Genomic DNA, 23,355 nt, shown 5'->3' on the forward strand with positions numbered 1-23,355 from the left:
GCTTATATATCTGTAAAGGATGGCTCTTATTTATATGAATGAATTGATTTGAAAACCTTCCAACTGTCATTCTCGTAGGCAAAGGTCGCAAGGTCAGTCATGCTAAAGTGTTCAAATTTCAGTGTAATTTTTGCAATCATATAATCTGCCGATTTTTCGACGATCTTGATATTCACTTTGCAGTTCAGAATTTCTCCATTTTGATTTTTCAATGATTGAATCACTGCATTACGCCCGTAGGTCAATACACAGGAGGCCTGTATCTTTTGACTAAAATCTCCGGCAAACAACTGCTCTACGCCCGCTGATTCACCCTTCGTCGTTACCGCAACATAGTGATCAAGGGCGAAATCTGCTGTGGAAAGATTCACGCTTTCTTTCTTTGATCTAGAGCCAGGTCCTTCTGCTGCCATAGCCCATGCAGATATGGCGATTAAGGTTGCTGCCACAAGTGCCTTTACGAATGCTTTCATCATGTCTTTATTTTGTTAGTTATATTGTTCTTACCTTTTAATTCAAAACTCCTATCTAATATGCATGTAACCTATGGACTTTAGGCTAATGATCTTTGACACGTTTTATCACCTGCATGCCAAATACTATACCATGAGCCGAAATAAGTCCATTTATGGCTTCTAGGTCGAATAATGGCTTTTTCAAGGATTTTTCTAAAAAAAGAGATGTGCGGATTCGAACAGTTTAGAAACATTTTGTTCGCACGCGTACAATGCACTCTTCGCAAGCTGCTTGTATACGTAAGAAAATAAGATAGAAAAGATAAGACCTACTAAAATAAGTACTTGTTAGCGAGGTAAGGTTAGAGCGGTTCGCGAGTGGTTTAACGATCGCTTGGTTTTGGATAAATTAACCTCAAAACAGGAGTTTATTTGTATGAGTTAACTCAATGCGGCAAATACCATTTACCCAAATTGATGATGAAGTTACAAAAACAACCGCCATCTGTCGTCAAACAATTGAAAATACAAAATAATAAAGACAAAAGGCAACAGGAAAGTAACATCTAGCACTAGCTATTGGATTTCATTTACGAGAATTGACTTGAATAATTACCCGTCATTACTTTTGCGCACCAAAGTCACGAGATCTGCTGTTGTGAAGACACCGAATCCGAATTATTCATCTCTTAAGTGAGGAGTTGTACTTAACTAACTTCTTGATCATTACCCAATTTTTAGAAGCAATATTTTTGATTAAAACAGCTTCAATGAAATTCCCTAGAGGACTTTGGTGACTATTTCACCCCCTTATTTTGCTTTAAATCCCCTCGAATTATCTAATTGATTGTGTCGATAATTGTAATCAACATAACTCAATTTATAACCAAAACTCTTATTAATGAAAAGATGGAAGAAGATTAAATCTCGTCTAGAAATTTTTATATTTCTGATGACGGCAACTTGTTGCGCAACTTTGGCCCAACAAGTTCGTGTAGAAGGAAAGGTTTATTCAGCAAGTGATGGGAAGGCTGTATCGGGGGTCACTGTTAGCGTCTCAGGAAGTAACTTGCGTGTGTCTACAGATGGTAACGGAAAATATGCACTTACCGCCAACAAAACAGCAACGCTGATATTTAGTAGTGTTGGCTATGCACGCCAAGAAATTTCCTTGGTCGGAAAAAAAACAGAAGCCAACAACACTATTATCCTAGACACTGAAATCAAGCTCAACGAAAACGTTATCGATGATGTCGTAGTGACTGGTTTTGGACAACGTGAGAAAAGGACCTCCATGGTAGGAGCTGTAACTGCCATCAACCCCAAGGAATTAAAGGGCCCAACCAGTAACCTTACAACCATGCTCGCTGGAAGGGTGGCTGGTATGATTGCTTTTCAACGTAGTGGCGAACCCGGGTCGGACAATGCAAATTTCTTTATCAGGGGACTTGGAAGTTTTGGCACAGGAAAACAAGATCCGCTGATCCTTATTGACAATATCGAATCCTCACCTACGGATATGGCCCGTTTGCAGCCTGACGATATTGCTAGTTTTTCAGTGCTTCGTGATGCCAATGCAGCAGCAATGTATGGTGCACGAGGGGCGAATGGTGTAGTGCTGATCACGACAAAACTGGGTAAGGAAGGTGCTACAAAATTTGAATTCCGTACGGAAAGTAATATTTCAACAAATACTAGAAATTTTAAGTTTGCAGATAATATCCGTTATATGGAAATGGCAAATGAAGCTTATCTGACCAGGCCGGCTGATGCTGCTAGCGGACAGGGACTTCCTTACTGGCAGACTAAAATTGACCATACCAGAGCCGGTGACAATCCACTACTCTATCCCAATAACAATTGGATCGACCAACTTATTAAAGATTACACGATCAATCAGCGAAACAACCTGAATATCAGCGGCGGTGGTGCTAAAGCAAAATACTACCTATCCGGTACCTATAATATCGATAATGGTATTCTAAAAATGAATGGAATCAACAATTTCAACAACAATATCAAATTAAAAAATTACTCTGTTCGCTCCAATCTCGACATTAACTTTACCCCTACGACGGTAGGTATTGTACGTGTATATGCACAGTTTGATGACTATAACGGACCTATTGGTAGTACAGATGAAAATGGGAGCCGTATCAATGGAGGGGCGGCGACATTCAGGCGTGCTATCTGGTCAAACCCAGTGATGTTTCCGGCTATTTATCCCTCATCCTATATGCCCTATATGAATCATCCCTTATTTGGTAATGCTTTAAATAGAAATGGGGGACTATTTGTAAACCCCTACGCAGAAATGGTGCGTGGCTACCAGGAATTCAATACGTCTACGATCATGCCCCAGATTCAAATCAACCAAAACCTGAATGCCTTGATTCCCGGGCTGAGTCTGACGGCAATGACCTACGTCAAACGTTATGCTTATTTTGAAGTAAGTCGTAAGTACAATCCATTTTATTATACCGCATCGGCGGATGCTAGTGGAGATTTGAATATTCGTGTCATGAATGATGGTTCTTTAGGCTCGATAGGAACAGTTGGTACAGAATACCTAGATTATTCAGAATCTGCAAAAGAAGTAAACTCTATGTTTTATGCTCATGCGATCGCCAATTATAACCATGGATTTGGTAAGCACAACGTGGGGGCCACGGTGATCGGGCTGGTTCAAAATTCATTGAGTGGAAATGCTGGAAACCTCCAGTCGTCGCTCCCTTCACGCAATGTTGGTCTGTCGGGGCGATTTTCCTACAATTATGATGACAGATATATTGCCGAATTCAACTTTGGCTATAATGGCTCCGAAAGGTTCGCGAAAAATCGCCGCTTAGGTTTTTTTCCGTCATTCGGGCTTAGCTATAATATATCCAATGAATCTTTTTTTGAACCTGTAAAAGATATTATTTCAAAACTAAAGATTCGTGCCACACATGGGTTTGCTGGTAACGATCAAATCGGTCGTTCACAAGATCGCTTTTTCTATTTATCGGATGTGGATATGAATGCATTTCCGATAGCTTTTGGTGAGCTTTCGGGCTATAGTAGGCCAACGATCTCTATACGCCGCTATGCAAACCAAGATATCACATGGGAAAGATCACGTCAGACAAACCTTGGGCTGGAACTGGGACTCTTTAAAGAACTTGAATTAAATGTAGATGTATACAAACAAATCCGGAGCAATATCCTCACCGGACGATCTTATATCCCCAGTACCATGGGACTCAGAGCTGCAATCGTTGCCAATACCAACAAAGCTGAAAGTAAAGGTGTGGATGTAATGCTAAACTACAATAAAAATTTTGGAGACAGCTGGTACATTCAAGGTCGTGGTACAATGACTTATGCAGTAAGTAAAAAACTAATTGTCGACGAACCTGCCTATAAAGAAGCAAGTCGATATACCGTAGGAACTTCCGCATCACAAGAATTTGGCTATATCGCTGAACGATTGTTTGTAGATGATCAGGAAGTATTGAATTCACCAGTCCAGTTTGGAAAACCGGGATTAGACTACCTAGGTGGGGACATCAAATACCGTGACATCAATGGCGACGGACAGATTACAGATCTAGACCGTGTCGGAATAGGATACCCAACAACCCCCGAATTGATCTATGGTTTTGGTGGTACGATAGGTGGAAAGGGCTTGGATTTCAGCTTCTACTTCCAAGGATCTGCAAGGTCTTCGTTTTTTATCAATCCTGAAAATATTTCCCCTTTCTACTTAAATGGTGGTTCCCAAAATGGTCTTTTGCAAGCTATTGCTGATAGTTATTGGAGCGAAGAAAACCGAAACCTATATGCCTTTTGGCCACGACTGAGTGAGAATGTCATTGACAACAATAATCAGCGAAGTACATGGTGGATGCGCAATGGTGCTTTTCTACGGTTGAAAACGGTGGAAATGGGCTATACCTTTAAAGATAGCTTAATGAAACGTCTTAAAGCAAAAAATTTACGGATATATGCCAACGGTATGAATTTATTTGCATTGAGTTCATTCAAGATGTGGGATGTCGAAATGGGCGGAAAAGGAATCGGATATCCGATTCAGGCCGTATATAACATTGGTTTACAACTGAGCTTTTAATGTTTATCACACATAAGAAATAATGAAAAATAAAAATATGAAAAAGACAGCAACCTATATTGCATACATTTTGTTTAGTGCTTTTGGAGTTTCTGCCTGTAAAGATTATATCGATGTCGTTCCAGATAACGTTGCGACGATCGACAACGCATTTTCCTTGCGTAATGAAGCAGAAAAATTTCTATTTACCTGCTACTCATGGCTGCCTAATAATTCGGACGCACAAAGCAATATTGGTTTTCTTGCAGGCGACGAAGTATGGCTCCCAGTTGCACAGCGTGAAATTTATCCGGCCAATAACTGGCGTATAGCACGAGGTGGGCAAAATGTCAATCAACCACTGGTAGACTCCTGGAGAAGTGGCTTATGGATTGCAATTCGAGATTGTAATATCTTTTTAGAAAACGTAGCTGATCTATCCAAAGTACCTGATCTATCTAGCGATGACCGCTCGAGATGGATAGGCGAAGTATTGTTTTTAAAAGCATATTACCATTATCTATTATTCCGCCAATATGGTCCAATTCCTATTGTCGAAAAAAATATATCACTTGATGCAAACCAGTCCGCTGTCCGGGTGGAACAACGCCCAGTCGACGAGGTCGTCAATTACATCGTCACTTTACTTGACTCTGCGGCACAGAAAGCTGTTCCATTGGTTATTCCCAACCAAGCAGCGGAACTAGGACGAGTGACCAAACCAATTATCCAGGCGATCAAGGCAGAGGTATTGTTGACAGCTGCGAGCCCACTGTTCAATGGAAATGCAGATTACCAGTCCATGCGCAATACAAAAGGTGAACAACTATTTAAACCGTCTTATGATGCTTCAAAATGGACTAGAGCCGCTGAAGCAGCCAAAGTCGCCATTGAAACTGCTGATGCTGCAGGCATACGATTTTTCCCCTTCAATAAAGCAGAATATGGACAGTTTAAAATGAGCGACGTGACAGCCAAGGTACTTGGTATCAATCTAGGATTCAATGAACGCTGGTCTTCCGAACATATATGGGCAAATCCCAATCATCAGGCATGGAATATACAACGGGATGCAATGCCTTTATTAACGCCAGAGGCGGTAGTAGGAACTGCAAGACAGCATTTGAGTGCGCCCCTGAAAATAGCAGAAATGTTTTATACAAAAAATGGCGTACCTATCAATGAAGACAAAACCTTGGACTTTAACGACAAATCAAGCCTACGTGTGGCGACGGCAGCAGATCGTTATTACATTAAGGAGGGATATACAACGGCGCGTCTAAATTTTGACCGAGAGCCGCGTTTTTATGCTGATCTAGGTTTTGATGGCGGGATCTGGTTTAAATTTGATACCAAAAGCTTGTCGGACGAAGACACCTATTATGTGCAGGCGAAATTAAATCAACCTGCCGGAGCAAATAACCATGGTTGGATTAATGAAACGGGATATTTTCTTAAAAAACTAGTCAATTGGGAACAGGCATTTAGCAGCAATGGTGTCAGCTATAAATATTATCCTTGGCCAAACACACGATTAAGTGATATTTATTTGATGTATGCTGAAGCATTAAATGAAGCAAACGGTCCCTCAAGTGAGGTCTATACATATTTAGACCGTATACGTGAGCGTGCCGGAATCCCTGGAGTCCTATCTTCTTGGAGCCAGTTTTCTTCAAACCCTGACAAACCTACTACCAAAGATGGCCTTCGTGAGATCATTCAACGTGAACGAATGATCGAATTAGCCTTTGAGGGAAAACGTTATTGGGATTTGAGACGCTGGAAATTAGCGGTTAGATATTTCAATCAGAATATCACCGGTTGGAGCGTAAACCAAGAGGTCAGCAACGACTACTATCAGGTAAGGACACTATTTCAACAAACGTTTGTGGCTCCCAGAGATTATTTCTGGCCCATAGCCCAAGGCGAATTAACTGTAAATCCTTCATTGATTCAAAATATAGGTTGGTAGTCCATTTAATTTACCCTTAAAGTCATTAGAAAATGAATATAAATAGAAAACTGATGCAGTCCATATTTTTCATCTGCATCCTATTCCATAGTTGTAAAGAAGAAATCCAGGTTGCACCAGTCATCAACAGTAACGCACCAGGACAAGTCAGCAATATCAAGGTAGAAAATTTACCTGGCGCGGCAAGAATTACATATACCCTACCGAAGGATCAGGATCTGTTGTATATCAAAGCGGTTTATCAGTTAAAATCCGGAAAGGAAATGGAAGTAAAATCTTCCTACTACAACAACACGCTGCTAGTCGAAGGTTTTGCAGATACAAATCCTCATCAGATTAAGTTGTATGCCGTGAATAGAAGTGAGATTAGTTCTGCCCCTATTGAAGTAGCTGTAGTTCCCCAAGAAAATCCGATCTGGGCTACTTTTCGAAGTTTGGAGGCGATTCCTGCTTTTGGAGGCATCCGGATTACTGCTGAAAATGAAACCGAGAAAAATTTGACGGTCATGGTTATGGTGGATTCACTCGGTGAGTGGGTACCTTCAGTAGATAACATCTATACTTCGGCCAAACAAATCTCACGCACCATTCGTGGATTCCAACCAAATCCCAAACAATTTGCTATTACAGTCAGGGACAAATACATGAACTTTACCGATACACTTGTCACTACATTAACCCCGCTCTTTGAAACAGCATTACCAAAATCGCGGTACACGGCTGTTACCTTGCCTACGGATACCAAGCAACAATATGCCTCCACAGGCCTATCCAAAATGTGGGACGGGGATAATTGGAACTGGCCCAATATTTCTTTAACAGATGTCACCGTCAACGGTCCACAATGGGTTACATTCGATACCGGTATCATGGCTAAAATGAGCAGGATCGTCATTTGGGACTATCCGGAATATACCAATAATGGTCGGATGTATTACTATGGCGGAAATGTACGATTCTTTGAAGTGTGGGGGTCTGACAATCCACCATCAGACGGTAGCTGGAATAACTGGACACTCTTGGGTACATTTGAAAGTAAAAAACCTTCTGGATTACCTATGGGACAACAAACCGACGAAGATTATCAGCTCGCTAATTCGGGTTTAAGTTTTGACTTTGATGTGAGTGCACCAAAGGCTCGTTATCTCCGGATCAAAACCATTAAAAATTGGCAGGGATCATCGTTTATGTCAATCGCCGAATTACAGGTGTATGGCGATCCACGTTAATACGATCTATTTCATTATCAATTAGACTATTATGAAAATACAACATATTAAAACAATCTTTATAGCAACCATGCTAAGTGTAACCATGCTTTTTTTACTTTGCTGTTCAAAAAGTGATGACTATAAAAAGTACCTAGAAGGTGGTGAAATAGCCTATACCGGGAAAATCGATTCAGTGAAGATATATTCAGGCAATGAGCGAGTTTATATTACCGGATTATTTATGGCTGATCCGAAAGTAGAACGGCTCAAAATATATTGGGATAATAGAAAAGATTCCACAGAGCTTAAAATTAATCGGACTACAGGAGTAGATACCCTGAAGCTATCATTGAAAATAAGTGAGGGCGTACACAATTTTGAACTTATTACCTTTGATGCGCAAGGCAATAAATCGTTGAGTGTGTTTAGAACAGGCGTATCTTATGGTGAGAGGTTCAGTTCGGGGCTTATTAATAGACCAAGCTATAGCGCCGACTATTTTGCTGGAGATCAGAAAACGACGGTCAATTGGGGGGGTATCGATCTAACAAGTGGTGCCCAATTTACAGAAGTTGAATATACAAATACAGCAGGAAAATTGGTCGTCCAGCGGGACTCCATTAAATTTGGCAAAAGTGTGCTTGCAAACTTTTTACCCGGAAAACCATTTCGTTACCGTACGTTATTTGTTCCAGATTCGCTAAGTATCGATACATTCTACACAAATTATTCTGCAAATATATTGCCTAAGGAGGTGTATCTTAAAAATATGAACTTTCCTTTCGAGACATTGGAAATGGGCGGCGATCGATGGGGCACTCCAGCTTATTGGCTGGTCAACGAGGCAGCAAAAAACTACAGAACCTCCGAAGTAAAATACTATGGCGGGATAGAGATCAGGGATAAAAAGGCTTGTTTATCTTTGGAAGCTGGCTGGTGGCAATGGGCTTCTCCTTCTCCTAACTTAGCTCCTATAGTAAATGGCAAGATTTACCAAACCACCAACCTTCAGCCCGGCAAATATCGTTTTACTGTCTCAAAAATTGACAAAGGGAGTGCGGGGGTAGTTAATCTTCTCGCCGCAAAAGGTAACAGACTACCTGATCAAGCAGACTTAAACACAGCCATCAGCTATAAAACGATATCGGGAAACCAGGCCATTCTTGAGTTTACGGTAATCGAAGCAGGATCGGTAACCTTGGGCTTTCTTGGAAACATGAATGGAACTGCTTCCGATGGCTCCTATTTTAAAGTTTCGGGTAATATGATTTTCGAAAAATTATAACCTATAGACATGAATAAATCAGTTTTTTATTTGTTGATTACAGCCTGTAGTTTTTCAGGCTGTAAAAAAACTCCCGCCGAAATAAGTGCTTTGATGCCTCCGGAAAAAACAGACGGCATCGCACTTGCTGAGTTGGGGAAATTAACCTTCTCCAATGTCACAACGACTGGGGCTCTGATTACAGGCAAAGTAGTCAACAAAGGCGGGGCTCTAGTGACAAGCCGTGGTATCTGCTGGAGCATTACTCCCAATCCTACAATCGACAATAATCCTATAGAAGCCAGCTCTAGCAAAGGATCAGGTGAATTTAGCGTAGCCTTATCCGCATTAAATCCCTCCCAAACATATTATATTCGGCCTTATGCCAAAAATAAGGGTGGCATTTCTTATGGCATGCAAGAGGAATTAACAACTGCTGATATACAATCTGTTACCTTTGGCACCAATCCAGTCTTTATCATCGGCTCATCAATAATTTATTATGATGTGAATATTATTAGCAGTGGTGGTGGTGCAGTTACCGAACGAGGAATATGTTGGGGAACTATGGAAAAACCATTGATAAGTGATCATAAGCTTGTGAACGGATCAAAAGGTACGGGCAAGTTTCGAATTGGTATTCATAACCTTACTCCAAGTACAGACTACCATCTTCGGGCATATGCAATCAACGAAACCGGCGTAAGTTATGGACCTGACATTTCTTTCCGTACGATCGCCAAAGGTAAAGTAACCTACACATTCAATAAAGTGAATAATCCTACAGCCCAACAGCTTGCTGCTTATCAACGGCTGCAAGTGGCCCTCGACAGTGCGCTATGGTATACGAATGAATATACCTCCGCTACCAAACATATTTATCTCAACTACGATCCAGGAGTCCCTACTGCCGATGCCAACAATGAGGGATGGATGCGATTTGGCGCTAATGAAAGCTATCAAAATATACGCACGATGTTGCATGAGATGAACCATACTTTTGGAACCGGTACGACAAACTGGTGGTCGCAAGCTATTGTAAACGGTAAGTATAGTTTGACCAACGCTAACAGGATGCTAAAATCGATCAATACCGATGAATCTGCGGTTATTAATGGCGATACTATGCACTGGTGGCCCTATGGCTTAAATCAAAACTCGGAAGTTACCTCAAGCTGGGACTACGTCTACAATTGTCTAATAATCGAAGCGATGCGAAAAGATGGTATGACCAGCCACAGCGGAACTTAATAATAGCACAAAACAGGTTTCTTTATCGAAACAGAAAAATAGATGCTTTATTACAGGCAACTATTTTTCTGTTTTTTCTTTCCATACACGCCATTTAATCATTGCCGTTACCTATTGCCCAGCTTTTCCCAAATGATTATAACGTTTCCGATACTCAGATGGTGAACATCCGAATATTTTAGCAAAATGCTGCCTGAAGTGTTTGATATCTTTAAAGCCAACACTATAGGCAGTCTCATTAATATTCGTTTTATTAGCGATGAGTAGCTGTGCTGCCCGACGCATCCTAATATAACGTATAAATTCGTTAGCGGATTTACCTGATATCGATTTTATACGCCTATACATATTTGAGTGGCTCATTCCTAAAGCTTCAGCTAGCGTCTTTACAGTAAAAGCTTCATCTAACAGGTGCATTTCGACAATCTCAATTGCCTGTTGCAAAAAATCTTTGAAGGCAACGGGAACTTTATAGTCATTTGACTTCAATGTGATTTCACTGTAAAAATAAGCATGTAGTCTATTTTTGTTCTCTATTAAACTTTCAACGCGTGTCAGAAGCAGTTCTTTATCGAATGGCTTATTTACATAATCATCAGCTCCTACTTCAATACCTTTTAATTTAACATCAAATGATGAACTGGCAGTCAATAAAATAATGGGGATATGACTGAGACGCGTACTATTCTTTATCTGTTTGCAGAGGTCAATACCCGAATCACCCGCCATCATCACATCACTTATAACAATGGAAGGTTCTAACTTCTCTAACACACTCATTGCGCTTTCTGCACTATCCGCATTTATAACATGGTATTTATCCGAAAAAATATTGCTAATATAACGGAGCATGTCTTCGTTATCATCAACGACAAGTATTTTGTCACGTAATATGGTACTATACAATTCGTCAACTTGCCTCTTTTTTATAGATAATGGTCCCAAAACCTCACCCAAATCATTTTCTTGCACAGTGGGAGCATATTCAACAGTTGTTTTTTGTGTATCAAGTTGTTTATATGACATATCCACGTGCATCAAATCATCAAGCGGTAATGTTATAGAAAAAGTCACCCCAGCATTTGCGTTGGCAGAATACTCCAATTTACCCTGATGAAGCGCTATGAACTTTTTAACAAAAAATAATCCGATTCCAAAACCTTCTTCACTTTTATTAAATAATCTAAAATTCCGTTTAAAAGGTTTAAATATCTCGTCAGTCAGCTGAGTAGGTAGGCCTTGTCCCGAGTCAATGATATCAAATCTCAACTCTTGATCCGGACTATCTATTTTTACGGATATAGATCCACCTTCAGCTGTATATTTAAGTGCGTTTTGCAGTAAATTAACAAAACAAATTTCCAATTTTTGGTAATCAGCTTTAATGATCTGTCTTTCAATAGCGGATTCAAATAGATAGGTAATATTCCTATAATTTGCCAATTGCCTGAACGATTCAAAAACCTCTCGAAATAGGTAGACAACATCAAATACTGTATAAGAAAGTTCGTCGAAATTCCCGTCGGTTTTTCTGAACAAAAGAAGTTTGTCAGCAAGATTTAATAATCGCTTTGAATGCGTATAAATGGATTTCAATTCGTCCAATTCTTCCTTATTTTTTTTTGTGTTGCTGATAATATCTTTAATCGGATTAACGATTAGTGTCAACGGCGTCCTAATTTCATGGACAATATGGGTGAAAAATGTTAATTTCTCTTCGGTTAATTCGTGTTCCTTTTCCCGTTCAAATTCAGCTGTTTTCAATTTCACTAACAATAATGCCTTATTTTCTCGGTATTTATTGTAAAGATATATGGCACCAATTAAGAGCGACATATATCCTAAATAAGCCCAGGTATTTCTATACCAAGGCGGCAAAATTTGAATGCTAATTGTTCGTTCATCCTGATTCCATTCTCCATTTGCATTTGTCGATTTGATACGCAATGTATACCTGCCTTCCTTGAGGTTTGAATAATAAGCAGCCCTTTGCTTATTGACATAATTCCAGTCCTTATCCCAACCTTCGAGATAATAAGCATAATTAATCCGATCCGAAAAAGTAAAGTCCAACGCGGCAAACGAAAAAGATAAAGTCGCACTGTCATAAGGTATTTTGAGGCTTTTAACAGTATTCAACGAAACTCCCTTTTGATTTTCAGCCCGACCAAAAGGGATGTTATCAATACTTAATTCAGTGAATTTTAAAGGCGGATACTTTGTCTGAAAGAATATCTCCAGCGGGTTGAATATATTGAAGCCACGAATGCCTCCAAAAATCAATTGACCATCTCTTAATTTTATTGCTGCGTTATAGTTAAACTGATTACTTTGCAAACCATCCGATTGGTAAAAATTTTGAAATGCTTTTTTTCGCACATCCATTTTAGAAAGTCCATCAAGTGATGATATCCAGATATTCCCATGCGTATCCTGTAGGGCATTCAATAGTGTATTGCTGACAAGCCCATCCTTTTCCGTATAACGCCTATAATTCATGGTGCTTAAATTCAGATGTAAAAGTCCTGCGCCCTCCGTACCAAGCCAAAGAAATCCATTTTCTGTTTGTTGTATAAAACGGATTGGAGTACCTATGCGGTAATTTTTGTATTCCATTGTCCTCAAATCTAACTTGAATAAGAAATTCCATGATCCCATCCATAAAACATTATTCTTGTCTTCATAAAAAGTTAACACATCGTTTATCGGCAAATCAAGCGGTTTAAATTGATCTGTAACCTTATCTAGAAAATAGACATTTCCACCACTAAGAGTGGAAGCCCAAAGAACTCCCTTTCTATCCTTAAATAGACGCCATACGGTGTTATTAATATATTTGGTGTTTGGAAAATAACAGGTATAATGTTTCGTCACACCGGTTCTCGTGTTTAACTTTAAGATACCCATATCATAGGTTCCGATCCAGAGTTGATCCAACCGATCTTGGACAAGTGCTGTAACAAAAGTATGCCTGAGATCTAAATTCGATGAAAAGGGATAATTTTCTATTACACCTCTGGTCTTATTCCATTTGTATAATCCATCGCCATCTGTACCGATCCATATATGATTTTGATCTGCTTCTTCAAACGATAAAGTAAAATCGGAAGTATTTACCAGTCGGCTATTGGGATTGATTTTTGATGTTTTAAACCTTCTTCTAAGTGGATCTATAATATTGATTCCTCCCCTTAATGTTCCGATCCAAATACGATTATCTTTATCTTCAAGTACTGCAAAAATAGACTTACTGGTCAATTGCTGTTGATCAAATCCTACTTGATCCCCAAACTTCCCAGTATTGATATCGAGTTTCTGAATGCCCATACCGTCCGTGCATATCCATAACTTTTTATCCTTTCCATAATAAAGGTTCACGATAGGTTTTCGGTAAGGACCAAAATTGTAATATGTAAAAGATCTTGCGTTTGTATTGTAACAAACAATTTGTCCCCTATTGGAAAACCAAATATTTCCTGTCGGATCTGCTACCATAGCCGCCGATTGAAAGTTTCCTTTTTCGGTCAGCGAAAAAGTATCCTTTTCAGAATCATAATAAGCCAAACCAAGATTTTCGATTATCGCCCAGATTCCAACACCAGCTGCTTTGCAAATCGTATTAACACGGTAATTGGACAAGCTTTGGCCGTCATATTTCAAAGGTATAAGTTGTGCTATATTATAATCTTTTGTTTCCTGAATTTTTAAGAGCCCCTTAGCTCCTCCTTGTGCAAATACCTGACCACGGCCATCTTGCTCAACTTGATGAACTGCAAAATTTATGGGCGTGTTTCCATCTGGCAACTGTAACAATACTTGCTGATAATTGGTACGACTTGGATCGATCACAACAAGCCCGCTTTTCGTCGCTACATACAGATTTGCAAATTTACTTTCTGTAATAGCTGTTATACGGTTATCAGAGAGTGTATTTTTAGACAAAGGATCATTTTTAAAAACTTTAAATTCGTATCCATCGTAACGATTCAAACCATTTGATGTTCCAAACCATATAAAACCGTCTCGATCCTGAAAAATTGTTGTGACAAGATCATTAGAAAGCCCTTGGTTTATACCTAAATAAGCAATAGATGACTGACACCAAACCACATGAATAAACAAAAAAAATCCGAAAAGGGTCAAGTAGATATTTTTCATAGATAGATTATAATTGTTTTTATGACACTTAAATATAAAAAAAGCATGGCGATCAACAAACTTAAATTCAATGTTTATTGATTATAATAGCTCCTATTATCTCATTATTTTGAGCGGGATTCCAAGTCATATGTATTATAATCACAGACAAAAAAGCATTATATTGGTATTCAAAACAGGTATTTATGCAGAAAGCATTTGCAAAAAATGTTGTTCAGGTTTTAAAAAGAGATCGGAATATCATTGGATTAGCAGTCTCTGGCTCCTGGCGAACCAGTCAAATTGATAAATGGTCTGATCTAGACTTAGTGATCATCACCGAAGAGGATCTGAACGCCAACAGATCACGGATGGTCGAGTATGCTAACCGCTTCCGAAATCTCTTATCAGCTTTTACAGGTGAACATGTTGGCGAAAAAAGTTGTTAATCTGTCTATATGACTTTCCCCTATTACACGTAGATATTAAGTTTATCACTCTTGAGGAATTTTGCGTCAGGATTGAAGATCCTATTATTTTATTAGATATCGACAATATTTTACAAAAAGTGATAGACACGACCAAAGCACAATTTCCGGTTCCTGACTTCCAATGGATCGAAGACAGATTTTGGACCTGGATGCACTATGGGCTAACAAAAATTGGAAGAGGTGAATATATGGAAGCACTCGATTTTATGGCATATTTGCGTATGGCAGTATTTGGACCTCTACTTCATATCAAAAATAATAATCTTCCGAGGGGCGTACGCAAAGTAGAGACAACACTACGGCAAGGTGAATAAACGAAATGGAGAGGTGAAACCTCTATGGCAGCAAGGATTTTTAATAGCCCTTTTTTAAGGAAACTTCATTGAGCAAAGGTTGCCCAGCAGCCATTCTTCTATAATTATCCACCACTTGCAAGACCGAAGAGCCAATGTTTGTCCTACTTGCAACATGAGGTGTTATAAAAATAGAGCTGCAATTCCAGAATGGATGCTCTTGGGGTAATGGTTCTTGTTGAAACACATCGAGGTAAGCATCGGCAATCTGTCCTTTGTCTATCGCTTCTATTAAATCGTCATCCACAAGATGGTCGCCCCTACCAACGTTAAGTAAAACAGTTCCCTTCGGACATAAGGAGAAAAACTGATGATTCAAAATTCCGCTGGTGGCATCAGTCAATGGTAAAACATTCACAATAAAATCCGTCTGCTCAACTGCTGAGCTAAGGCCCTCAATACCTGTAAAAGAAATGACTCCCTGTATATTTTTTGGAGAATTGGACCAACCATTGACCTTGAAACCTAGCTCAACCAATCTTTCGGCAACATACCCTCCTATTTCACCTAATCCTAAAACCGTTATATACGTTTGACCAATGGATTTATACACTAGGGGATGCCAATGTTTTTTTCTCTGTTCTCTAGCATAAGCCGAAAAATTCTTCATCGAATGCATCACACAGGTCAAAACATGTTCAAACATATCGCTTTTTAGCATTGGATCTACAATCCTACAGGTATGAATATGTGATGGTATAGATTTCGGTAATAAATGATCTATTCCGGCTCCTCCAGATTGGATAACTTTTAAATTAAGAAAATGAGCATAATAACCTGCCTCAGGCTTCCAGCAAAGCGCAAACTCGACCTCATCATAGTTTTGGATATCCGGATAGATCTCGACTCTTGTTTCAGGTAAATGCTTATTGATTTCGAGCTTCCATTCTTCGGCCCGGCCGCTATTCAGTATCAATGCTATACTCATATTTCTTTCGTTTATACGAAAATAACATTTATCTTAAACATAGTAATACGTTGCAGTAAACCACCTCCTAAAAATTACACGAGGAAGGCTAATGAAATAAAATATCAACTTGCCTCATGTATTTTAAATCGCCCAAATGAAACGACCAGTTTCTATTGATCTGAATAGCCTTTCCAAAACCTATCTGCGCAAATACTCTCGCATATGAGGCATAGAGTAAAATAAAGAAATTACTCTATGGGTTTTATCACAAAAGAAAAGGAATAATCCTTATAGGGCAATGTATATTCAGAAAGTGGCCACGCTCCCCAACTGTTTATTCCGCCAACGCCCATCTGCCTGAGGTCTATGTTGAGCTGTGTTTGCTTCCTTTTGACCAGATCGGCCGCATGACGCTGTTGTCTTTTTGGGCCATCATCCAAATCGCTGTCAAAATAATGCAAAGCGCTAATACTAAAAGTCGAGTCTGCAGTAACAAGCAGTCCACGACCTCGCTTATTCTTTATTTCCGCCCATCTGACATCGGTCTTGTTACCCGTCTCCTGTGGCATAACATATGGAAAATACTGTTGTTCTACAGTTTGTTTATATAGTCCTACATGTGAGGAAAAATTTCGGTCAATATAATTCTCCTGCGGGCCCCTTCCGTAATAAACCAAGTCTTCAAATCCGGCAGGCATGATCCATTGCATACCAAAACGTGGCAGAAAGGCCACCTTCTGGGTCGTGTCAGCCCTGAATATTTGGCAAACGCGCATTTCACCCGATTGATTCACGCAATATTTCATCTCCAATAAACCAAATACCTGTGGCATCTTATACGTAGCGCAAACGCAAACTAGATTACCAACAAGTTCTGATGAAATTTTTTCCAATTCAATCGCATCTGTAACCTGTTTCCAGGATTTTAGCTTTTCAGGTGTATTTGCACCAAAATCATTGTCATTCGGAGCCCGCCAGAAATTAGCCTTAAAAAAAGCTTGTTCATCGGTAAAATTCTGCCCCTTATAGTTATAATGTGTCAGCCATCCAGATTTAAGATCAAACTTGATCAGCAGCTGGTTTCCCTCAATAACAAGATTTCCATCTCTTTGCTCTGTTTTGATATTCCCTTTAGCTAAAATGGTCGTATTCGGTTTGAAAACTCCTCCTAAAGACAACTGCTCAGTCGCGACAATATGTCCTTTGGGAAGCAATGGTTCCGCTTCTTTCAATCGATACGTCAAATTTAGAAATTTCTCACCTTGAGTAGCTGTCTGATAAGGAATAGCCAACGAGGTAAACTGCTGCGGAGAAACATGCAGGCTCTTGACCAGACCAGACTGGACTTTCTTTCCGTTTACAATAAGGTCCCATTGGAGTTCAACATTTTCCAATCCGGTGAAAAAGCGTTCATTGTAAATCTTTATACGTTGGTCGCCCAATAAGCTACTGTGAATATCTTGGTAAACTTTCTTCATTTCCCAAGCATGGGGATAAGGGGTTCTATCGGCATAAAAAATCCCCTTGGATGCATAATTCCAGTCTGTGATGGCTTCTTTGGGTTCATAGTCACCACCGTAAGTATACACAGTATCGCCTTTATTGTTTATTTTAACAAAACACTGGTCCACAAAATCCCAGATAAAGCCTCCCTGGAATATTCCTTTATTTGCTCGAATAATATCCCAATATTCCTTGAAGTTACCCAATGAATTCCCCATGGCATGAGCATATTCGCATTGAATGAAAGGCCGCTGGGGTTTAGGATTCTTCATCGCATAATTCTTCATAGCCGACGGACTTGCATACATCGGAACGATCAGATCCGTATTCCAATCAAATCGCATTTCGCCATAATTGTTCACAGCCCTTTCGTACTGTACAGGACGGCTTTGGTCCAATTCTTTCATGCGAAGATATGCCCGATAAAAGTTGTACCCATTCCCGGCTTCATTTCCCATGCTCCAAATGATCACACTAGGATGATTGCGGTCGCGCTGGATAAGGCGTTCAACTCGTTCGACATGAGCCTTTTCCCATGTCGGCCTATTCGCCATGGTATAGGACAGGTCATACCCCATACCATGGGACTCTATATTGGCCTCATCGATAACGTAAAGTCCGTATTGATCACAAAGCTGTAACCAATACGTTGCATTGGGATAATGGCTCGTACGGACAGCATTAATATTGAATTTTTTCATTAACCGCACATCTCGCAACATGTTTTCTTTTGAGATCACATGTCCAGTGACTGGGTCTGTTTCATGTCTATTTATCCCTTTAATAAGTACTGCCTGACCATTGACAAGCAATTGACCATTTTTAATCTCTATCTTGCGAAAACCTACGCGCTGGGTTATAACTTCAACCACTCTTCCGCGGCTGTCTTTCAACCGGATAATTACCTGGTATAAATTCGGGGCTTCTGCAGACCAAAGTGCCGGTCTGTCCACGGCCAGTCCCGCACACGCTTCTTTACCCGATATTTTCACAGATTCACTTGCTACAAGCTGTTCATTCCTAGTCAGTATAATCTCCGCAGTCAAATCTTCCTGGCTAATCTTATTTAAGATTAGCTTGGTGTTCAATACGCCGTTGTCAAATGAATCATTAAGCGTGGGGGACAATTGAATATCGTTCAGGTGTACCGATTCGCGCATTATCAGGTAGCAGTCGCGCGTCACACCACTCAAACGCCACATATCTTGATCTTCCAGATAATTTGCTACTCCCCATCGCATCACGCGCATCGTAATCAGATTTTCTCCTCTTTTTAAGTATTTTGTAATGTCAAATTCGGAAGGTAATTTGCTATCTTCTCCATAGCCAACGTATTCACCGTTCACCCAAACAGATAAATTTGACTTGGCCGCCCCAATATGTAGAATAACGGGCTTTTCCTGCCAGTTATCGGCTAGTATCACTTTACGTCGATACACAGCTGTTGGATTAAATTCCATTGGTACTACAGGTGGATTTGGTTTTCCAATCAGATAAGTGAACTCAAAACCCGAAGTTGTATACATCGGAAAACCGTATCCATTAAGTTCCCAGTTAGCAGGCACCTGAAAATTGTCCCAATTATGGTCATCATGGTTCAATGCCTCGAAGTGAGCTGGCAATTGTGAAGGACTGTTTGCCCATTTAAATTTCCATGAGCCATTCAAGCTTAAATAGGCTGAAGATTCGCGCCAATCATTGTTGATAATTTCGGATGCATTTCGAAAGGTGACAAAATCAGTGTGCATAGGGAGCCGATTTTCTTCGGTTATAGTTTCATCCAGCCAAGGAATCCCTTTTCGGATAACAGTATCTTGTCGATGTAGATTATTGTCATCACGTGTTAATGTCACACTCGACTGTGCATACAGGTCAGCCTGGAGCACGAGGCTATTCAGCACTAGGAGTACTAATCTGTTCAGTAATTGCATTTGCAGTTATTATGAATTATTTGAAAAATGAGTCAGATCCCACTTATCTCTCCAGTTTATTTGTATTTTGTCGTTTACTAGGTCGATGGGTAACCAAATATACCTACTGTCCGTAAGGTTCCTGGGATTCCAACGGTCGGCCATGAAAATAAAAGCATCCTTTTTTCCTGCAACAGGGAGTATAAATGTAGACTGCCCCCCAAAAGTGAACGCCGAGTTAGCACCAACCATGGGATCCCCGAGAGACTTCCAGGGTCCAAAAAGGTTTGTTGCTACGTGGAGCTCTGCACGGTTTGGAGCCCAACCGGTACATCCACTGGTAACCAAATAATAGTTGTTTCTATACTTAAATAAAGCAGGAGCTTCTCTATGATTTCGGAATAATAAGGAATCTTTGGAGGTTACATGGAGGTAATCATCGGTCAATTGAACCATACGTAGGGCATAATTTTCGTCTGATGAATAGACTTGATAAGCTTTACCGTCCGTATCCACAAATAACCCCATATCCCGGGACATATTATTATTGGGCCGAAAGCTGTGGACAAAATGAAATGGGCCAACGGGCGAATCACTGACAGCAACTGCAGCCCTAGCTGCTACATAGCCTTGTCCTTTTAACTCGAGGTGGAACCACATAACATACTTCTTTAGCTTATGATGATAGATGACTTTTGGTCTTTCGATGATGCACCCCCATGCAATATCACTCGTCGAATCAGCACTCGGAGTCAGCGCCAGTCTTTCAAACCTCCAATTGTATAGATCATCTGAGGAATAGACATTGACCCCCTGCGATGTGCTTCCCCCACGTTTCTCACCGTACCAATAATACCTTCCGTTTTGATAAAGGATTCCGCCTCCATGTGCATTGATCACATCACCGGACTGATCTTTCCATGTTGCGCCGGGTCGAAAGTCAGAAAAGACTTCAGACTTCGGTTTTTGATAAACACGTACATAATCTATTTCGTACTTTGCCGGAAGTAACTTCGTATCGATCGTGCCGCCGTTAATACCACCCAGCGCCAAATTCAAGAGCAAGTAATGTGGCTGTGTAAATGGATTAAACCCTGTACCATCGCGATTGACCAATTGATCCGATGTAACGCGTATCATCTCGATATCATCCACGTAAAGAGCAATTTCCTTTTCATCCCAGGCCATCCGCCAGATATGGAATTGATCGGCCCAAGCTTTCCCGCCTAGTTCTTTGACGGCTTGTGTCTTACTAAACCAATGCGCTTTCCAACGTTGGTCGGTCCCTATTGCGATATTGGCCAATATATTGCCGCGGTAATATTCCATGATATCTATTTCGCCATTGGAAGGCCATTCCTTGGTGGTACCTAAAGTCCAGAAAGCGGGCCAAAGTCCTTCGCCTATAGGAATACGTGCCCGAATCTCAAAAATGCCATATTGCCACTTTTGTTTGCCCAAGGTATTTATTGACGCTGAGGTATACTTTATCTTTTTACGGGAACTAATCCAATCAGTACTTTCCGGTTGAAAGCCAGGATGTTCACGTTCTTCTCTCTTGGCCTCAATAATCAACACACCATTTCGACAGAATGCATTATCTTTTTGGTACCATTGTTCTTCACGGTTACGTTTGAAGCCTTCCTCATAGCTCCATTTGTTTGTATCGAGAGAACCTTCGTCATTGAATTCGTCAGACCAGACCAAACTATACCCAGATGGTATTGGCTGTTGACTATGCGCAACGAAATAATTTGTAAGCAAACTAAGGCAGACAAATAAAAGTTTTTTCATCATTAATTTATGTTTCTTAAGACAATAGCTCTTGATTATCATAAACAAAAATATATCCCTTTTCGATGAAAATTGAGGGGTATATAGGTCAAAAACGGGGATATATTCGTATTTATGTAATAATGAGATTACATAAATACGATTTCGGACGTAATGATCAGTGGGGCACTTCCACTGACAAATGATTATCCCGGATTTTGATAAACGACAGAATTTTCTACAGTACCCTCTCCGAAACCAATTGAAAATGTTCAGTTGATCAAAAAATTACACAACCATCACAGGAGGTGGGTGCGCATGCTTTTTCTTTGCTAGCTGAGATTTTAAAGTTGCCTGCATCGTTGGCTTACGTAACTCGACCAGCTTTTAACTTTTGTCAATCGGCTATATGCAATGAACAGTAATAAGCTCAATCTATCGATTAATCTTCTTTTTTATAGATGAAACATCCCGCCTCAGAAGGGTGGTCAAGAACTAGGCTTCGCATATCTTCTCGCCATATCAAGTGAACAATCATAAAATCACCGGCAGCAGAAACGGTAAAAAAAATAGCAAACAGCAGTATATGAATATTTCCACTGTACCATGCATAGATAATAGGAATGATCCCTAGGATAATCGATGGCATCAATGCACCTATGATATACTGTCGGACACGAAGTGGCTCCTTGCAATGGCAATAAGGTGTCAACATCTTCATTAAAACACCGAATTTGATCGATCTGAACCCATTTTTGGTATAACATGACCAAGTTATCCCATGAATTAGTTCATGCACCACTACCCCAATGACCACTATGAGGACACCTATCAACGCAGAAGATAACGACGTTATTTCTAACATATTTTTGATAAAAACAAACGGGTTTTCATTGGGCTCCCAAATAAGATAAAATGGTAAGGTATACAACAGAATAATTGGAATAAATAAGAAAAGGGCAAAGATATTTGCCTTGTACAGATCTATAAACCGTTCTTCTTTAACATATCCGGAAAGTGATTCCATTTCCATATGGTTGTTGTTAGAATTTATCAATGATACTCCTTAAAAATAATATAATTTTTAGTTCCTTACAAGAAACACAGGAAAGTGTGACAAACATCGGATAACAATCACGATAGGAGATCTTTTGGCCATTGGGCTTTTAATGCACTCAAAGAAAGGAATGAAAGGATGTAAAAAAGTATTTCATAAAAAAGGGTTGTCAAAAAAAGATTGGGCAACCCGGTAAAAATATTTTATATTCCGATATTATTTGCGCTGACAATCGGCTGACCATGCCTTACCATCTTTGGTATAACCAATGGTTAATTTACCAGCATCTATTCGGATAAGTCCTGTACCTGCCGAACCGATATTGATCAAGACATTATCTTTTTTCTCGAAATCAACTCCGTTAAGATTAGGAATACTATTTCCAAATGCGAAATTATAGGAGTTACCTACTTTAGTCACCGTAACTGTTCCCTCCGCAGCAGATACATCGTTACCATTGTCATTTAGATCATCGAACGAGATAGTACCTTCGTATTTTCCAATAAAAAGATCATTGTCCGCAGGATCGTCATCTTTGCTACATGAAGTAAAGCCAATGAAAACTGTTAAGATAAACATACCCAGTCCTAATGTTTGAATTAATTTTTTCATACGTTGATGTGTTAATGTGTATATTCATTTTTTATAAACGATGAGTAAATTTCAAACATTATGCCATCAGACAGTAAGGATATCAACACAGGTATCTATAATCGGAGAAGAGGTATAAATACCCTAAGGGCGTATAAATACAGTTTTCTTTTCACTAAATAAGACTGTATTTAGCAAAATTCATTCATACTTAGACTGATCACTTGGTTCAGGTCAACGCCCCCAACATCGGCTTTGTTCTAATTAGAAATCCACATTCGATTTAAAATGCTCTTTCCCTCAAGAAGCAATGGCAAAATGAAATTGGCAATGAAGTAAGATATCGTCAGAGTCAGATCAAAAAAACGCTGAATGCCAGCAGTTGGG

General features: G+C 39.8%; 14 protein-coding genes. 7 read left to right on the top strand and 7 right to left on the bottom strand.

Translation table 11 applies throughout. The features are described from left to right. Positions 1-26: 26 nt before the first annotated feature. Complete coding sequence (locus B4G94_RS23250; RefSeq protein WP_286862321.1) at positions 27-476, bottom strand: hypothetical protein; 450 nt, start codon at positions 474-476, stop codon at positions 27-29. Between the two features lie 880 nt (positions 477-1,356). On the opposite strand from B4G94_RS23250, the gene B4G94_RS23255 reads away from it, so the two are divergent. Genes B4G94_RS23255 through B4G94_RS23275 form a run of 5 tightly spaced genes read left to right on the top strand, consistent with a single transcriptional unit; the run spans position 1,357 to position 10,243 of the window. Continuing rightward, positions 1,357-4,566: a SusC/RagA family TonB-linked outer membrane protein gene (locus B4G94_RS23255; protein WP_286862323.1), complete on the top strand. Its 3,210-nt coding sequence runs from the start codon at positions 1,357-1,359 to the stop codon at positions 4,564-4,566. A gap of 37 nt (positions 4,567-4,603) precedes the next feature. Further along, complete coding sequence (locus B4G94_RS23260; protein WP_286862324.1) at positions 4,604-6,517, top strand: RagB/SusD family nutrient uptake outer membrane protein; 1,914 nt, start codon at positions 4,604-4,606, stop codon at positions 6,515-6,517. A gap of 32 nt (positions 6,518-6,549) precedes the next feature. Further along, on the top strand, positions 6,550-7,746 hold the full coding sequence (locus B4G94_RS23265; protein WP_108636620.1) for a DUF5000 domain-containing lipoprotein: 1,197 nt from the start codon (positions 6,550-6,552) through the stop codon (positions 7,744-7,746). A gap of 31 nt (positions 7,747-7,777) precedes the next feature. After that, a complete protein-coding gene (locus B4G94_RS23270; RefSeq protein WP_108636619.1) occupies positions 7,778-9,013 on the top strand; it encodes a DUF4998 domain-containing protein in 1,236 nt (411 codons plus the stop codon). Between the two features lie 9 nt (positions 9,014-9,022). Further along, positions 9,023-10,243 (top strand): hypothetical protein, encoded by a 1,221-nt coding sequence (locus B4G94_RS23275; RefSeq protein WP_286862325.1) that lies wholly within the window; start codon positions 9,023-9,025, stop codon positions 10,241-10,243. A 111-nt stretch (positions 10,244-10,354) separates the two neighbouring features. Here the strand turns inward: B4G94_RS23275 and B4G94_RS23280 are convergent, their stop codons facing one another. Further along, positions 10,355-14,401, bottom strand: coding sequence for a hybrid sensor histidine kinase/response regulator transcription factor (locus B4G94_RS23280; protein WP_286862327.1), 4,047 nt, complete (start codon positions 14,399-14,401; stop codon positions 10,355-10,357). Between the two features lie 185 nt (positions 14,402-14,586). Between B4G94_RS23280 and B4G94_RS23285 the strand changes: the two genes are divergently transcribed. Together B4G94_RS23285 and B4G94_RS23290 are read left to right on the top strand one after the other, a co-directional pair. After that, on the top strand, positions 14,587-14,829 hold the full coding sequence (locus tag B4G94_RS23285) for a nucleotidyltransferase domain-containing protein (RefSeq protein ID WP_286862329.1): 243 nt from the start codon (positions 14,587-14,589) through the stop codon (positions 14,827-14,829). A 119-nt stretch (positions 14,830-14,948) separates the two neighbouring features. After that, positions 14,949-15,185 (top strand): hypothetical protein, encoded by a 237-nt coding sequence (locus B4G94_RS23290; RefSeq protein ID WP_286862331.1) that lies wholly within the window; start codon positions 14,949-14,951, stop codon positions 15,183-15,185. A 40-nt stretch (positions 15,186-15,225) separates the two neighbouring features. On the opposite strand, the gene B4G94_RS23295 is transcribed toward B4G94_RS23290, so the two are convergent. The 5 genes from B4G94_RS23295 to B4G94_RS23315 all read right to left on the bottom strand — a co-directional run bounded on the left by B4G94_RS23295 (position 15,226) and on the right by B4G94_RS23315 (position 22,989). Beyond that, positions 15,226-16,152, bottom strand: coding sequence for a 2-hydroxyacid dehydrogenase (locus B4G94_RS23295; RefSeq protein ID WP_286862333.1), 927 nt, complete (start codon positions 16,150-16,152; stop codon positions 15,226-15,228). Between the two features lie 230 nt (positions 16,153-16,382). Then, positions 16,383-19,568 carry a glycoside hydrolase family 2 TIM barrel-domain containing protein gene (locus B4G94_RS23300; protein WP_286862335.1) on the bottom strand — a complete coding sequence of 1,062 codons (3,186 nt, stop codon included), beginning with the start codon at positions 19,566-19,568 and terminating at the stop codon, positions 16,383-16,385. 9 nt (positions 19,569-19,577) lie between these two features. Next, a complete protein-coding gene (locus B4G94_RS23305) occupies positions 19,578-21,344 on the bottom strand; it encodes a family 43 glycosylhydrolase (protein ID WP_286862336.1) in 1,767 nt (588 codons plus the stop codon). Positions 21,345-21,762: 418 nt separating this feature from the next. After that, the gene (locus tag B4G94_RS23310; protein ID WP_286862338.1) at positions 21,763-22,353 is read right to left on the bottom strand and encodes a DUF3267 domain-containing protein; all 591 of its coding nucleotides are present in this window, start codon (positions 22,351-22,353) and stop codon (positions 21,763-21,765) included. 240 nt (positions 22,354-22,593) lie between these two features. After that, entirely contained in the window at positions 22,594-22,989 is a 396-nt protein-coding gene (locus tag B4G94_RS23315) for a hypothetical protein (RefSeq protein WP_108636610.1), read from the bottom strand. Positions 22,990-23,355 lie beyond the last annotated feature (366 nt).

It is taken from the genome of Sphingobacterium sp. UBA7625 (genome assembly GCF_002484085.1).
GTDB classification, from domain to species: Bacteria; Bacteroidota; Bacteroidia; order Sphingobacteriales; family Sphingobacteriaceae; genus Sphingobacterium; species Sphingobacterium athyrii.

Excerpts from the sequence above, each read along its gene's own strand:
- B4G94_RS23250 (WP_286862321.1), bottom strand. The coding sequence starts at position 476 with ATGATGAAAGCATTCGTAAAGGCACTTGTGGCAGCAACCTTAATCGCC.
- B4G94_RS23255 (WP_286862323.1), top strand. The coding sequence starts at position 1,357 with ATGAAAAGATGGAAGAAGATTAAATCTCGTCTAGAAATTTTTATATTT.
- B4G94_RS23260 (WP_286862324.1), top strand. The coding sequence starts at position 4,604 with ATGAAAAAGACAGCAACCTATATTGCATACATTTTGTTTAGTGCTTTT.
- B4G94_RS23265 (WP_108636620.1), top strand. The coding sequence starts at position 6,550 with ATGAATATAAATAGAAAACTGATGCAGTCCATATTTTTCATCTGCATC.
- B4G94_RS23270 (WP_108636619.1), top strand. The coding sequence starts at position 7,778 with ATGAAAATACAACATATTAAAACAATCTTTATAGCAACCATGCTAAGT.
- B4G94_RS23275 (WP_286862325.1), top strand. The coding sequence starts at position 9,023 with ATGAATAAATCAGTTTTTTATTTGTTGATTACAGCCTGTAGTTTTTCA.
- B4G94_RS23280 (WP_286862327.1), bottom strand. The coding sequence starts at position 14,401 with ATGAAAAATATCTACTTGACCCTTTTCGGATTTTTTTTGTTTATTCAT.
- B4G94_RS23285 (WP_286862329.1), top strand. The coding sequence starts at position 14,587 with ATGCAGAAAGCATTTGCAAAAAATGTTGTTCAGGTTTTAAAAAGAGAT.
- B4G94_RS23295 (WP_286862333.1), bottom strand. The coding sequence starts at position 16,152 with ATGAGTATAGCATTGATACTGAATAGCGGCCGGGCCGAAGAATGGAAG.
- B4G94_RS23300 (WP_286862335.1), bottom strand. The coding sequence starts at position 19,568 with ATGCAATTACTGAACAGATTAGTACTCCTAGTGCTGAATAGCCTCGTG.
- B4G94_RS23305 (WP_286862336.1), bottom strand. The coding sequence starts at position 21,344 with ATGATGAAAAAACTTTTATTTGTCTGCCTTAGTTTGCTTACAAATTAT.
- B4G94_RS23310 (WP_286862338.1), bottom strand. The coding sequence starts at position 22,353 with ATGGAAATGGAATCACTTTCCGGATATGTTAAAGAAGAACGGTTTATA.
- B4G94_RS23315 (WP_108636610.1), bottom strand. The coding sequence starts at position 22,989 with ATGAAAAAATTAATTCAAACATTAGGACTGGGTATGTTTATCTTAACA.